This is a genomic window from Stenotrophomonas sp. BR163, from assembly GCF_047520985.2.
Lineage (GTDB): Bacteria > Pseudomonadota > Gammaproteobacteria > Xanthomonadales > Xanthomonadaceae > Stenotrophomonas > Stenotrophomonas sepilia.
The window spans coordinates 198,356-212,864 of the sequence record NZ_JAXBRE020000003.1 but is presented as its reverse complement, the minus strand read 5'-3'; the positions used below and the strand labels follow the sequence as shown (position 1 = coordinate 212,864).

9 protein-coding genes and 1 pseudogene are annotated in these 14,509 nt (G+C 63.4%); 8 read left to right on the top strand and 2 right to left on the bottom strand.

Going from position 1 to position 14,509, the window contains the following annotated elements; all coding sequences use genetic code 11:
- The first annotated feature begins 136 nt into the window (after nt 1–136).
- From ACM0PY_RS03400 to ACM0PY_RS03380, 5 genes are all read left to right on the top strand, one after another.
- Nucleotides 137–2,329 carry a glucosidase family protein gene (locus tag ACM0PY_RS03400; RefSeq protein WP_180884944.1) on the top strand — a complete coding sequence of 731 codons (2,193 nt, stop codon included), beginning with the start codon at nt 137–139 and terminating at the stop codon, nt 2,327–2,329.
- The gene (locus tag ACM0PY_RS03395) at nt 2,326–3,813 is read left to right on the top strand and encodes an MFS transporter (protein WP_134972699.1); all 1,488 of its coding nucleotides are present in this window, start codon (nt 2,326–2,328) and stop codon (nt 3,811–3,813) included. Before ACM0PY_RS03400 ends, ACM0PY_RS03395 begins: the two co-directional genes overlap by 4 nt.
- Nucleotides 3,813–5,528: an alpha-amylase family glycosyl hydrolase gene (locus ACM0PY_RS03390; RefSeq protein ID WP_134972698.1), complete on the top strand. Its 1,716-nt coding sequence runs from the start codon at nt 3,813–3,815 to the stop codon at nt 5,526–5,528. Before ACM0PY_RS03395 ends, ACM0PY_RS03390 begins: the two co-directional genes overlap by 1 nt.
- Before the next feature lie 127 nt (nt 5,529–5,655).
- A complete protein-coding gene (locus ACM0PY_RS03385) occupies nt 5,656–6,042 on the top strand; it encodes an SseB family protein (RefSeq protein ID WP_057499788.1) in 387 nt (128 codons plus the stop codon).
- A 141-nt stretch (nt 6,043–6,183) separates the two neighbouring features.
- On the top strand, nt 6,184–6,501 hold the full coding sequence (locus ACM0PY_RS03380) for a hypothetical protein (protein ID WP_134972697.1): 318 nt from the start codon (nt 6,184–6,186) through the stop codon (nt 6,499–6,501).
- Nucleotides 6,502–6,613: 112 nt separating this feature from the next.
- Here the strand turns inward: ACM0PY_RS03380 and ACM0PY_RS03375 are convergent, their stop codons facing one another.
- On the bottom strand, nt 6,614–7,645 hold the full coding sequence (locus ACM0PY_RS03375; RefSeq protein ID WP_076738870.1) for a LacI family DNA-binding transcriptional regulator: 1,032 nt from the start codon (nt 7,643–7,645) through the stop codon (nt 6,614–6,616).
- 291 nt (nt 7,646–7,936) lie between these two features.
- Here ACM0PY_RS03375 and ACM0PY_RS03370 point away from each other — a divergent pair, with 291 nt between their 5' ends.
- The 3 genes from ACM0PY_RS03370 to ACM0PY_RS03360 all read left to right on the top strand — a co-directional run bounded on the left by ACM0PY_RS03370 (nt 7,937) and on the right by ACM0PY_RS03360 (nt 13,957).
- A complete protein-coding gene (locus tag ACM0PY_RS03370) occupies nt 7,937–8,509 on the top strand; it encodes a single-stranded DNA-binding protein (RefSeq protein WP_043034165.1) in 573 nt (190 codons plus the stop codon).
- Nucleotides 8,510–9,012: 503 nt separating this feature from the next.
- Nucleotides 9,013–13,569, top strand: coding sequence for an RHS repeat-associated core domain-containing protein (locus ACM0PY_RS03365; protein WP_495493241.1), 4,557 nt, complete (start codon nt 9,013–9,015; stop codon nt 13,567–13,569).
- Nucleotides 13,570–13,579: 10 nt separating this feature from the next.
- Nucleotides 13,580–13,957, top strand: a complete 378-nt coding sequence (locus tag ACM0PY_RS03360) for a tetratricopeptide repeat protein (protein WP_180895445.1) — start codon at nt 13,580–13,582, stop codon at nt 13,955–13,957.
- A 72-nt stretch (nt 13,958–14,029) separates the two neighbouring features.
- Here ACM0PY_RS03360 and ACM0PY_RS03355 read toward each other — a convergent pair.
- Nucleotides 14,030–14,401: pseudogene (locus ACM0PY_RS03355) on the bottom strand (H-NS histone family protein).
- Nucleotides 14,402–14,509: the final 108 nt, after the last annotated feature.

Below are 14,509 nucleotides of genomic sequence, written 5' to 3'. Positions count from 1 at the left end.
ACAGCCCCGCGTCTACCATGGCGCCAGGGCACCTTGAGGGAGGGGCCGCGCCCGCCCGCCGGCAACGACGGTGCGGACCTACAACGCGTGCAGAGAGGGAGGGAGGCCGACGGGCGCGAGCCGGTCCGCCGCTTCGATGCTGAAGATCATTTGCCTGACCGCTGCCCTGGGGGCAGCGCTGGGGACGACCGCGCAGGCGGCCGACCTGCAATTCGACGGCCGCCATGCGCGCGCCGAAGCCACTGCCAAGGGCAGCTTCGTGCTGCATGCGCCGAAGCGCGAGGTGCGCATCGCGCCGATGCCGATGCGCAGCCAGACCGGCAGCGTGATGTTCGATGCCCTGTTCGCACTGGCCCAGCAGGAGATGGACCAGGACCGCGTGGATGCGATCCGTGATCCCGCCTTCGACGAAGGCCGGCCGGTGCCGTGCGAGTGCTTCCAGACCGGCGCGCGCTGGCCCTATGTGTGGACGCGCGATGTCAGCTTTGCCGCCGATCTGGCGCTCGCACGCCTGGACCCGAAGCGCACCCGGCAGTCGCTGCAGTTCAAGCTGTCGGCGGCGCGCGATGGCCATACGCCCGGCCTGTTCGTTGCGCAGGACACCGGCTCCGGCGGCAGCTGGCCGATCAGCAGCGACCGCGTGGTGTGGTTCCTGGCCGCGCGTCACCTGCTGGAGGATCGCGCGTTTGCCGACCAGGTCTGGCAGGCGCTGCAGGGCACGCTGGCGCAGGACCGCGCGATGGTGTTCGACGCGCAGATGGGCCTGTACCGCGGCGAGACCTCCTTCCTGGACTGGCGCGAGCAGACCTATCCAGACTGGACCCGCGAGGATGTGCGTTTCATCGGTGATTCCTACGCACTGTCCACCAACGTGCTGCACTACCAGGCACTGCGCCTGGCCGAACGCCTGGCCGGGCAGCACGGCGATGCCCGCGCGGCCGACTACAAGGCCTGGGCCGATGCATTGGCGCAGCAGATCGATGCGCGCTTCTGGCGCGAGGATATCGGCCAGTACATGAGCTACATCGGCGAAGCCGCGCACCCGGTGCCGTACGCCAAGGTGGATCTGCTCGGCCTCTCGCTGGGCATCCTCGCCGAGGTGCTGCCGCCCGAGCGCGCGCGGCGTGCGCTGGCGGCGTATCCGATGGGCCCGGCTGGCAGCCCGGTGGTCTGGCCGCAGGAAGCACAACAGCCGATCTATCACAACCGGGCGATCTGGCCGTTCGTCAGTGCCTACTCGCTGCGTGCGGCGCGGCAGCTGGACGATGCGCCGCGCATCGCCGCCGAGATCCGCTCGCTGATGCAGGGTGCCGCGCTGGCCGGCTCCAACATGGAAAACTACGAGCTGGTCAGCCAGGCCGTGCATGTCGAGGAAGGCGCACTGAGCGGCCCGGTGGTCAATTCCGAACGCCAGCTGTGGTCGGTGGCCGGCTATCTGTCGATGGTGGTCGAAGGCGTATTCGGCGTGCAGGACGATGGCCGCGTGCAGCCCAAGCTGCCAGCCGCGCTGGTCCCCGTACTGTTCGGCAAGCAGCGCCGCATCTCCCTGGAGGCCGATGGCAAGCGCTATGTGCTGGAGCGCCCGAAGCAGGTGGGTGATGGCCTGCTGGTGGCGGGCGAGGTAAAGACGCGTGGTGCCACCACCACCGTGCAGCTGGTGGCCACCGCAGCGGCACCGCGCAGCGTGGCGACGACGGCCGACGCCAATGCGCGCGCACCGGCCACGCCGGCCGCACCGCAGGCGCGACGCAAGGGCAGGGGCTGGAATGTCGAGGTCGCTGCCGGCCAGGTGCTGTGGCAGGACGGCCGGGCGCTCACCGCCAGCAATGGCCTGGCACGCATCGGTGACGATGGCCTGCAGCATTGCCTGAGCCTGACCCGGCGCGACGGCGCATTGGAATCGCTGCACAGTCCGATGGTCTGCGTCGGTCCGCAGCAGCGATTGAAGGGTGCCGAGCGCTGGCAGTTCACCTCGGCCAAGGCGGGGCAGGTGCGCCTGCGCCTGCAGTACAGCAACGCGAATGGGCCGATCAACACGGGCGTGACCGCCGCGGTGAAGCAGCTGGTGCTGCAGTGCCCGGGCCAGCCGTTGCAGCGGCACACCGTCACCCTGCCGCACAGCGTGGCCGTGCAGGACTCGACCTCGGCGACGTTCCCGGTGCCGAAGGGCCGATGCGCGGTCACGCTTGAAGAGGGCTTCAACATGAGCACACTGCAGCACTTCGCGCACTACACCGGGGGCAAGGGTGGCCGCGAAGGCGTGCTCAACCAGGCCCAGGTGCAGGCGCTGACGGTGGCGCCGGTGGCGATGGAAGAGGGTGCACGATGAATCGCCCCGCCAAACCCCAGCTGTCGTTCTGGCAGATATGGAACATGTGTTTCGGTTTTCTCGGCATCCAGTTCGGCTTCGCCCTGCAGAATGCCAACGCCAGCCGCATCTTCGAGACGCTGGGCGCGGACATCGACGCGGTACCGGGGCTGTGGATCGCCGCGCCGCTGACCGGCCTGCTGGTGCAGCCGGTGATCGGCTACCTGTCCGACCGCACCTGGACGCGCTGGGGGCGGCGCCGTCCGTTCTTCATGATCGGTGCGGTGCTGACCACGCTGGCCCTGCTGGTGATGCCGAATTCGCCGACGCTGTGGATCGCGGCCGGCACGCTGTGGGTGCTCGATGCCTCGATCAACGTATCGATGGAGCCGTTCCGAGCCTTCGTCGGCGACCAGCTGGCGCCACGCCAGCGTCCGGCCGGCTACGCGATGCAGAGCTTCTTCATCGGTGTGGGCGCCATCGTCGCCAGCTTCCTGCCGTTCATCCTGGCCCACTTCGGCGTTGCCAATACGGCCGCCGCCGGTGAGGTGCCGGACACCGTGCGCTATGCGTTCTACTTCGGCGCGGCGGTGCTGCTGGCGGCGATCACCTGGACGGTGGTCAGCACCCGCGAGTATTCACCAGCAGAACTGGCTGCCTTCGATGATGCCGAGCCGCCGGCACATCATGCGGGAGCGGTGATCAACGGCCCGGCGCCATGGACGCGGGTGGCCCTGTGGCTAGGGCTGGGTGTGCTGTTGGCGCTGCTGATCACCTGGCGACAAGGTGACAGGATGCTGTACGTGCTGGCAGGCCTGTGCGCCGGCTACGGCCTGCTGCTGGCGGTCGCGCGCGCGTTGCCGGCCACGCATATGCTGGCCGCCATCGTCGGCGACCTGCGCGCGATGCCGGTGACCATGCGCCGCCTGGCGTGGGTGCAGTTCTTCTCATGGTTCGCGCTTTTCGCCATGTGGATCTACACCACTGCTGCGGTGGCCGGTACCCACTTCGGTTCGACCGATCCACAGTCGGCGGCCTACAACGAAGGTGCCAACTGGGTGGGCGTGCTGTTTGGCGCCTACAACGGCTTCGCTGCGCTGGCGGCGGTGCTGATTCCGCCGATGGTGCGTGCGATCGGCCTGCGCTGGAGCCACCTGGTCAACCTGTGGCTGGGCGCTGCCGGCCTAGTCTCGCTGATGTTCATCCGCGACCCGCACTGGCTGCTGCTGTCGATGGTGGGTGTGGGCTTTGCCTGGGCATCGATCCTGTCGTTGCCGTATGCACTGCTGTCCGACAGCGTGCCTGCGTCGAAGATGGGTGTGTACATGGGCATCTTCAATTTCTTCATCGTGATCCCGCAGCTGGTGGCGGCCAGTGCGCTTGGCTTTGCCCTGCGCGCATGGCTGGGTGGCCAGCCGATGCATGTGCTGGTGCTGGGCGGCTGTAGCCTGTTCGTCGCCGGCCTGTGCGTGCTGCGGGTTCCGTCCCGTCCGGAGGTGGTGTGATGCGTGGTGTCCTGGCTGTTGCTGTTTCCCTTGCCCTGTTCGCCGGTCAGGCCGTGGCCACGCCACGCCCGGACTACGTCGGCACCACCGAACCGTTCGCCAGCGATGCGGTGTATTTCGTGGTCACCGACCGCTTCGTCAACGGTGATCCATCCAATGACCATCGCGACCAGGGTGGCGCGCACCGCACCTTCGACATCCCGGTGCCATGCCCGGACAAGGTGGACGGCAACATCGGCTACCTCGGAGGCGACTTCCGTGGCGTGCTCGACAATGCGCAGTACATCCGCAACCTGGGGTTCGGCGCGGTGTGGATCACGCCGATCATCGACAACCCCGACCAAGCTTTCACCGGCAGCAAGCCGATCAGCTGCACCAGCACGCTGACCGACCGCGGCAAGACCGGCTACCACGGCTACTGGGGCATCAACTTCTACAGACTCGATGAGCACCTGCCCAGCAGGGACCTGGACTTCGCCGGACTGACCAAGGGCCTGCACGGTGCCGGCTTGAAGGTGGTGCTGGACATCGTCGGCAACCACGGTTCGCCGGCCTGGACCATGCCGACACGGCAACCGCAGTTCGGTCAGATCTTCGACAAGGATGGAAAGTTGATCGCCGACCACCAGAACCTGCCGCCGCAGAAGCTGGACCCGAAGCACAACCCGCTGCACGCGTTCTACAACAACATTGGACCGGTCGACAGCAAGGATGGCTCGATCTTCGATGGCAACCTGGCTGAGCTGTCCGACTTCAATCAGGACAATCCGGCGGTGATGGACTACCTGGTCGGTGCCTACCTGCAATGGACCGCGCAGGGCGTGGACGCGTTGCGCATCGACACCATCGGCTGGCTGCCGCACCCGTGGTGGCATGCCTTCGTCAAGCGCATCCGTGCCGAGCACCCGGGCATGTTCATGTTTGGCGAAGCCTTCGACTACAACGCGGCGACCATTGCCGAGCACACCTGGCCATCCAATGCCAACGTGAGCGTGCTCGATTTCCCGTTGCGCGGCGCACTGGAGCAGACCTTCGGCACCGCCAACAAGGGCTTCGAGACACTGGCTGAGCCACTGCACCTGAGCGGTGGCCCGTATGCCAATCCGTACGAGCTGATGAGCTTCTACGACAACCACGACATGCCGCGCCTGCAGGCCAGTGACAACGGCTTCATCGACGCGCACAACTGGCTGTTCACCGCACGCGGCATTCCGGTGGTCTATTACGGCTCGGAGACCGGCTTCATGCGGGGCCGCGCCGAGCACGCAGGCAACCGTGCCTACTTCGGCCAGCCGCGTGTGGACGCTGCGCCGCAGAGCCCGATCTTTGCGCCGCTGCAGCGTATCGCGAAACTGCGCCAAACCACGCCGGCGCTGCAGCGCGGGCTGCAGGTGAACGAGCGGCTGCAGGGCGATGAGGCGGTGTTCCTGCGCGTGCTGCAGCAGGAAGATCTGGCGCAGACGGCGCTGGTGCTGCTGAACAAGGGCGATGTGGCGCGCACCTTCGAGGTGGGCCGCTACCTGCAGGCCGGCACTTGGCGTGACGCGCTGGATGGCGGCACGGTGAAGGTCGAGCGGCAGCTGAAGACTAACGTGCCGGCGCATGGGGTAAAGGTCTATGTGCTGGACGCCACCGTGCAGCAGCCGGCACTGCAGGCCGAACTGGACAAGGCGATGGCCGACCAGAAGGCGCGGGACGTGCGTCTGGGGCGTTGATCGGCCTGGGCCAGGCGGCTGTAGAGCCGAGCCAATGCTCGGCTGCGCTTCTGAGGAGTAAAGATAGGGGCAGCCGAGCGTGGGCTCGGCTCTACAATAGGAGCCCCTATCTCCCCGCCGTATCGCCATGACCGACCTCGCTCCGCAGACCCCGATCGAAACCCTGCTGAAGGCCGCGATGGATGGGGCGGTGCCGATCCGCGCCTTCATGGAAGCCTTCGTCGCCTCCGAGGTGGTGCTGCTGACCGGCAGCCTGGTGACACCCGACGGCAGCGGCTTCGACCCGCTGCTGTTCGACAAGCAGGGCACCCTGCACGTGGCCGTGTTCACCGATCCATCGCGGGTGGGCATCTACAGCCAGCAGGCCGAACACCAGATCCGCTGGCTGATGCTGGACGTGCTGCGCCGCGTGCCCGGCGGCTACGGCGTGGTGATCAACCCCGGCACCCCGCTGGGCTTCGAGATCTCGCCCAGCGGCGTCGGCGAGATCCTGAAGGACTTCGCGCAGGGCTGATTGTCATGTAGAGCCGAGCCCATGCTCGGCTGCCGTTCGCGCCATGCCGGATCAGTCGAGCACGGCCCGACCCTACAGAACGCTTCCCTTCGGGTGCAGTACGTGGTTCCTTTTGGATAACACCAGGATCGAGGCTCTGCTGTGGAATTGAAGGAATTACCTGTCGGCTCACCGGCACGATCACGCCATTCCCGCTCCGCACTGATCTTCCTGATCGCAGCCATCGTTGCTGCGCTGGTGTCCGTGCCCCTGCTGCGCGCGGTGGGCATGGTGCAGTGGCCGGCCTTCGCCATTGCCTGGCTGATCAACCTGGGTTCGGCCTGGTATCTGGCCCAGTGGGCACGCCAGCAGGGCCGTTCGGCGTGGGCCTACGGATTGCCGGCGGTGCTCGGTACCGTCGCTTCGATCGTGGTCTATGTGCTGTTGGCGTTGCTGGGGCCGAAGTCCCCGGTGCGCTGAACCTTCGCCGGCTGTCGCGGGTAGTTTGCCGAGCACGGCTCGGCACTGGCACTAGGGTAAGACCAAGCCAAACAACAAGGGCGAGGCCAAGAGCGATCCCGCCCTGCGGCGCCTACCCGCGCAGCGACGATTCCCGCACCACCAGCTTCACCGGGATGCTCTGGCTCTCCACCGGCTGCCGGCCGATCAGCGTCAGCAGGCGTTCCACCAGCAGCTGGCCGGCCTGCTTGGTGTCCTGCTGCACCGTGGTCAGCGCCGGGGATACCGAAGCGGCCAACGGGATATCGTCGAAGCCGGTCACCGCCACGTCCTGCGGTACCCGCAGCCCGGCCTCGCGCAGGGCGCGCATCGCACCGATGGCGATCAGGTCGCTGGCCGCGCAGATCGCATCGATCGGCTCTCCGCGCGCCAGCAGCGCCTGGCAGGCTTCCTGGCCAGAGGCCTCAGTGGTGATCGCATCGTGCTGCAGCGCCGGTTCGGCGGCCAGGCCGTGGTCCTGCAGCGCCGCGACATGACCGCGGTAGCGCTCCTGGAATTCGGGGTAATGGCTGGAGGCATGGCCGAGGAAAGCGATGCGGCGGCAGCCCTGCTGCAACAGATGGGTGGTGATGTCATGCCCACCCTGGAAGTTGTCGCTGCCGATCGAGACACCGGGCTGGCCGGGCAGGGCGGCGCCCCAGCGCACGAAGTGCGTGCCCTGTTCAACCAGCCGCTGCAGGCGGTCGCGCGATTCGTGGTAGTCGCCGTAGCCGAGCAGGATGATGCCGTCGGCCTTGTTGCTGTCTTCGTAATCGGCCTGCCAGTCGGTGGACAGCTGCTGGAACGACACCAGCAGGTCCTGCCCGTGCAGGGCGCAGGCGCGGGTGATCGAGCCCAGCATCGAATGGAAGAATGGGTTGATCAACGAGTCGTCGTTGGTCGGGTCCTCGAAGAACAGCAGGGCCAGCGTGCCGGCATTGCGCAGGCGCAGGCTGGAGGCGTTCTTGTCGACCTTGTAGTTCAGCTCGCGGGCGATGCGCAGGATGCGCTCGCGGGTCTCGGCGTTGACCATCGGGCTGCCGCGCAGGGCCCGCGACACGGTCGGCTGGGAGACCCCGGCCAGGTGGGCGATGTCGAGGGAGGTGGCTTTGCCTTTGATCGTCATGGGCGGGCGGAGCGGGCAGGTGGAAGGTGCCCGGGCATGATGCCATGCGCAGACGCGAATGCCTCTCTGGACGTCGGTCGGGGCGAAGGTAAGTCATTGCCGGACAAGGAAATCAGCCTGATCCTTCGGTGCGGTCGGGGTCTCCTGACCGGGCGGACGGCGGCGGCAATGGTAAGATGCGTCGTTCTCGCATTCCCCCAAATTTCACCAGGGGCGGCCCAGCGTACTGCACCCCGCCCGGGGCTGTGCTATCACTGGCGGTCTGCCCCTGGACAACGGACGAAGGTACCTATGGCGCGCGGCATCAACAAAGTCATCCTGGTCGGCAATCTCGGCAACGACCCGGACGTGAAGTACACCCAGGGCGGCATGGCGATCACCCGCATCAGCCTGGCCACCACCAGCGTCCGCAAGGACAAGGACGGCAACCAGCAGGAGCGCACCGAATGGCATCGTGTGGTGTTCTTCGGCAAGCTCGGCGAGATCGCCGGCGAATACCTGCGCAAGGGCAGCTCGGTCTACGTCGAAGGCAGCCTGCGTTACGACAAGTACACCGGCCAGGACGGCGTGGAGAAGTACTCCACCGATATCATCGCCGATGAAATGCAGATGCTGGGCGGCCGCGGTGAAGGCGGCGGCGGTGGTGGCGGCAACTACGGCGGCGATCGTCCGCAGCGCCAGCAGGCGCCGCGCCAGGAGTATGGCGGCGGTGGCGGCGGCCAGCGTGGTGGCCAGGGCGGTGGCTATGGCAACCAGGGCGGCAACCAGGGCGGCGGCTACGGCAACCAGGGTGGCAACCAGCGTCCGCAGCCGCAGCAGGCGCCGCCGATGGACGACTTCGCTGACGACGATATTCCGTTCTGATTCCTACTTGACGGTTTTAGTGTTGATAGAGGCCCTCATCGTTGTGGATGGGGGCCTTTTTTTCGTTAGGCAGAATCCGGCCGTGATCTAACCATCTACTTGCGGCAGGGTGTTGATGGATGACTGGCGACACACCATAGCGAATCAGAATGGAGAGCGACACGGGAAAGCCGTCTGCTCGAGCCCATCGCTGGTGCATGGCTTCGGCGGGTCTTGATACGGCGTGCGAAGGACAAGCATAAGCCTAACGAGCTGGCGCGGGGCTGTCGCATACTCTGTGGACACGGTTACCGCGGGCCTATGCTCAATTGCGGTGTGCTTCTCCAAAGCTTGTCTTGTCGCACAAAATCTGTCATTAGCTTGCTCTAGGATTTGCCCATCCCCAGCAAGGTTGGGGGAGAGAAGATGTTCGTTCCGCGCATTAAGGATTGATGTCGGATGGAGTCCTTTGGCCGGACTTGCCAGCTGTATTTCACATGGAGCGTGTACCAATGGCATTTGCAATGCCCCTGCGCAGTCACAAGGCTGCCGCGATTCTCTCCTTCTGCCTGGCATTAGGCGGCACATCGACGGCAAGTGCAGCCACCTACTACGGTCCTCCCTACAAGGTCCAGTCGTTTCGCGGGGTTGGCTCGTTTGAGAGCATCGGTGCTGCGGTCAATTTCCTGGTTGGGAAGATCCAAGCCCCTTGCCAACAGGACCCCAAGTGCACCAAGCCGCCCGTTGTCACGGTGCGATACGGCACCGACGGCTGGGCTGCGACGATCTACGTCAATGGAAGTGTTAGTGACAACGTTTTTGCTTCCGAGATATTGATTGGACAGCCCCAGAAGAACTTCGGCGGGTGCCAGAAGCGTTGTTCGGCTGGGCTTGGCTCCGCTACCGATGGAACTGGTGCTCGAGGTGCTGTTGACAGTGCTTCAAAGGCTAACGCCCGTGATCCAGGAAGCCCGTTTGAGGGTGATCCGATCAATACCTCCACTGGCAACTTCTATCGGCAGGAAACGGACTTCGAGTCTCCGTCAGGCCTGATGTTCCGGCGGTTCTACAACAGTTCTGCTCGTGCCCCGGGTTCTTCTTTGGGTCGTCAGTGGCGCCATCTTTTTGATCGGCGACTCGAAGTGCTTGCACCCACCACGGGAGCGGCCGGAGACCGCACGTTCATTCGTGCCATTCGGCCGGATGGCAGTTCAGAGCTGTTCACTCGAACCCCGAGCGGCTGGATCGTCGATGCTGATGTCGCAGACGTGCTCGTCGATCGAGAGGCGGGCACTGGCTATGCATTGCAGTTAGCGGCCAACCGCCAGACCGAAATCTACGATGCAACAGGCTTGCTGAAGGAGGTCTATGACTCTGCAGGCAGGAAGCTTCTGTCCTTGCAGTATTCAGACGCAACCACGCCGGCAGACGTAGCGCCAGTCGCTGGGCTCCTGTTGACTGTTGGCGACGTCAGCGGGCGCACCTTGAACTTTAAGTATGATGCATCATCGCGTTTGACCACGATGATGTTGCCAGACGGTGCATCGCAAACGTTTGGCTACAACCCCGCAGGACAGCTTGCCTCGGTGACCTATCCGGATACCACAAGCAAGGGCTACATCTACAACGAAACAGCAAACAGTCCCACTGTCGCAGGCACGTCCTTCCTCACAGGAATTGTGGATGAGAAAGGCGTCCGTTACGAGACCATAAAGTTCGACTACAACCATCGCGCCTATCACGCAGAGTTCGCTGGCGGAGTTGATACCACAACCTTGGACTACGCCGCTTCCACCTGGAAGGGAACGTTGCCAGTCACCGTCAAGGGGCCGCTCGGAGCCACTTCCAAGTTGGGCTTCGTGGATACAGGAAAGGGGCGTTTGATGCCCGCGGGCGGTTCGGCCCCCTGTGGCGACCAGTGCAACCAACCCTACAAAGCCATGACCTATGATGCGAACGGCTACCCGGCGTCGGTCACGGACTTCAAGGGAATCACCACAAGGACCACGTACACGGCAGACGGGCTACTGGCCGAACAGGTTGACGCCGCCGACACCCCACAGCAGCGCACCACGACGACCACGTGGGATAGCGCACTCCGTTTGCCCCTGAGTCGGGTGGTAAAGAACTCTGCGGGCGTGGCCGTTTCCAGCAGTTCATGGAAGTACAACGCGTTGGGCCTGGAGGTCGCGCGGTGCGAGGTGGATCCTGCCAATTCGGCTGCGGTCGGGTATGCGTGCGGAGCTGCGACCAATGCGCCCGCTGGGGTTCGCCAATGGACCACCGCCTACTGCTCGGCGGTGGATGCCACCCAATGCCCGCAAGTGGGTCTTGTCCTTGCCGAAGACGGGCCGCGGTCCGATGTTCAGGACGTTACCAGGTACACCTATTACCTGACCGCGGATGAGTCGGGTTGCGGCGTTCTCGGGGGCTCGTGCCACCGCGCTAGTGACCTTCAGTCCGAGATCAATGCTCTCGGTCAAGTGACGACACGGCTGGCCTACGACCGAAATGGACGTGTCAGCCGCCTTCGAGACGCGACCGGCACGATCCATGATTTTGGCTATTCCACTCGAGGCAAGCTCACCTCGATAACTGAGCGGAACAGCGTGGACGGAGCTGCGTCTACCGACGATCGAGTGACCTCCCTTTCCTATGATGCGACAGGTAATGTCGCATCGCTTGTTGACCCCGATGGAGTATCCCTCAGCTACACCTACGATGATGCGCACCGTCTCGTCCAGATCAATGACGGGGCCGGGAACAACATTCGCTACACCCTCGATGTGGCAGGCAATCGCACGAAAGAGGAGGTGTTCGACGCAGGTGGTGGACTGAAGCGTTCGCTCTCTCGCGTTTACAACAAGCTGGGGCAACTGGTGTCCCAGAAGACGGCAGCGGGGAATTCAACCGACTTTACGTATGACCTGGCGAACAACGTCCAGCTCATCACCGATGCCCTGAAGCGCAAGACGCAGTTTGACTACGATCCCTATGGAAGGCCCAGCAGGGTGCTTCAGGACGTTTCCGGAATGGCGGTCGAGACGCGATACGAGTATGACGTCGAAGGCCGGACCACCAAGGTGGTCGATCCCAAAGGCCTGGCGACCATTTACGGCTATTCAGGGCTGGGCGACTTGTTGAGCCGCCAGAGTCCTGACACGGGCGCAACCACTGCCAGTTACAACAGTGCAGGGCAGCCAGCGAAGCAGGTTGACGCCAATGGCACGGCTAGCAGCTACACATACGATGCCTTGGGACGCGTGGTGCGCAAGGTTTATGGGGACCAAGCGATTGTTGCGTCATACGTGTATGACCAAGTCGAGGACATCTGCTCAGCTGGTGAGTCGTTTGCAAGCGGGCGGCTCTCATCCATGCAGGATGACGGCGCTAAAACCCAGTATTGCTACGATCGCGCCAGCAATGTGACGCGCAAGGTGCAGACGTCATCGGGGCAGAGCGTAGGCGTCAGCTATGCCTATACCAATGCTGGCCGACTTCGTTCTGTCACCTATCCTGACGGAATGGTGGCGGACTACAAGCGAGATGCAGCCGGCATGGTCACCGAGATCGGCGTGACGCGACCGGGTGCTGCTCGTGTCGTGTTGCTTTCCAGTGCAAAGCGCCATCCCTTCGGCCCCACTGCAGGCTGGGCCTACGGCAACGGGCGTACGCTGGCGCGAGACGTTGACCAGGATTACCGTCCGTCAGCGTTGATCGGCAGTGGCTCGGGAGCACTGAATGCAGCCTTCTCGTTCAGTGCCGTGGGCGAGTTGACCGGCCTCACCTCCGGAGGGACTGGGGCAACGTCCGTATCGATGACCTATGACGCATTGAGCCGACTGACTGCCTTCAAGGATGCGGCGACTGGCTCGATCATCGACAGCTATGCCTACGACGCCACGGGCAATCGCACGTCCGCGAAGGTCAATGGAGTTGATCAAGCCTACGTCTATCCGTCAGACAGTCATCGCCTGCAAAGCGTCGGGGGCGTGTCGCGTGCCTACGATGCGGCTGGCAACACGCTTTCGATCCAAGGCGTAGAACGCGAGTTTGCTTACAACGCAATGGGGCGCCTGAGTGCGGTGAAGCGAAACGGCGCGGTTGCTGCGGAATACCATTACAACGATCTTGGCCAGCAGATAGCACGTAAGGCCGGAGGTGCCTCAGCGCTGAGTCTCTACGATGAGCGCGGGCAATGGCTGGGGGAATACGACCAGGCGGGTATTGCGCGTCAGCAGGTGATCTGGTTGGACAACCTGCCTGTCGGATTGCTGAAGGGTAGCGCGCTCTACTACGTTCAGCCGGATCATCTGGGCACCCCTCGCGTTGTCGTTGATCCAGCCCGTGACGTCGCAGTTTGGAGTTGGGATCTGAAGGGGGAAGCGTTCGGTGCGACGGCACCAAACGAGGATCCGGACCAGGACGGCACGCTGTTTGAGTTCGCGATGCGCTTCCCTGGGCAGCGATACGACGCTGAGAGCGGCCTTCACTACAACGTTCAGCGTGACTACGATCCCGCCAGTGGCCGCTTCGTGACGTCAGACCCGCTCGGATTGCATGGGGGAATCAGCACCTACGGCTACGTGAAGGGCAACCCGCTTACCTCGATTGACCCCGATGGGATGCAGGCAATTCCTTTGCTGCCCCCGCCCCCCGTGGTCACGGGCGCCCCGGGTGCCGTTGGGGCGTACAATGGGGGCGACCTCAGCAATCCGAACGGCAATTGGGATTTTGGTCCAAAGATCAACAGCGATAGCCTTAGTAATGCCCTTAAGGCGGGTGAGATGCTGGGGGTTGGGCCAAACGGTCTTCTTGGACCGAATGGTATCCTGAACCCGCAGAGTTCCGCGTCCAAGATGGCGGTTGCGTTGATTCGGTCGGCATGTGCGGATGGGGAGGATGATCTTGAGGCAGACTGCCAAGAGCACATTCAAGCCTGCAAAGTGACATGCACGCGCGCAGGCGGTGACTTCAGACAGCCTGGTGTGTGGGGGGGAAGCTTCGTTCGTTGCATGACCGGCTGCGTCCCGCACCGCTGTCAAGACTTGATCAAGGAGAGCGATGTCAATGGATATTAGGAGTGCCAAGTTGCTGCTGGAGTCGGGCGACTTGGATGGTGCTCGTAAGCAACTGTTGGAGATCGTTGAGCGTGATCCCTCTTCCGAGCGCGCTTGGCTATTGTTGGTCGGCCTCGGTTTTCGAACAAATGACGCGAATCTATCGCTGCAAGCGTTGCGCCAGCTTGAAAAAACCCGACCGCGTGATGCGTTCGTTGTTTCTGGGTTGGTGGACTGTTTGATTCAGCTGGAGCGCTATGGCGAGGCGAAGGAGGTCATTCGCGCCTTTTCGGATGCAGCCGTTCCTGGAATTCCTGCTCACGATACCGTGCTGCAAGAACATCGCAGAGCACTTCAGTTCATCAACGATAGACTTGAGGCTATAGACAGGAGCTCAGGCTCACCCTGACAGCTGGTCCTGCGTCATTCATCGGCCGGCTGCATGCAATGCAGTAGCCGGCCGCCTTGGTTGGTGGCAGGATTAACTAATCAGGAAATCTTGAGGCGATGCTCCCTTAGCAACCAGCAGGGCCATCCACTTAGGCTGCCTTCCGCGCCCAGTCCAGGTCTCTTCAGGATTCGCCGGATTGCGATACTTCGGAGCCACCTTGCCCAACTTACGGCTTTGGGTGATTTTCCGACCTTTTGCATTCTTTGGCTTGTCTGCCGTCGCTGCTGAGGGGAGGGCATACAACTCCTCTATCGTGTAAGCATGATCCTTGACTTATTTGTTGATCTTAGCTCGCATGGCTGCGGCTTTGGGCCGAGTCAGCACTTTGGTTTGCTGTTTTTCTGCCTGAGTGATGAGGGCTTTGAGTTCTTTGGCCGACAGGCCGCTGACATCAATGGTCATCTGTTTGATCCGAGCGGTGAGGGCTTTAGGGTAATTCCAAATGGAATCCGATGCGAACGCTCGCAGGGGCGCCCAAGCCCTCCTTCAGAATTCGGTAAGGCCCAGGCA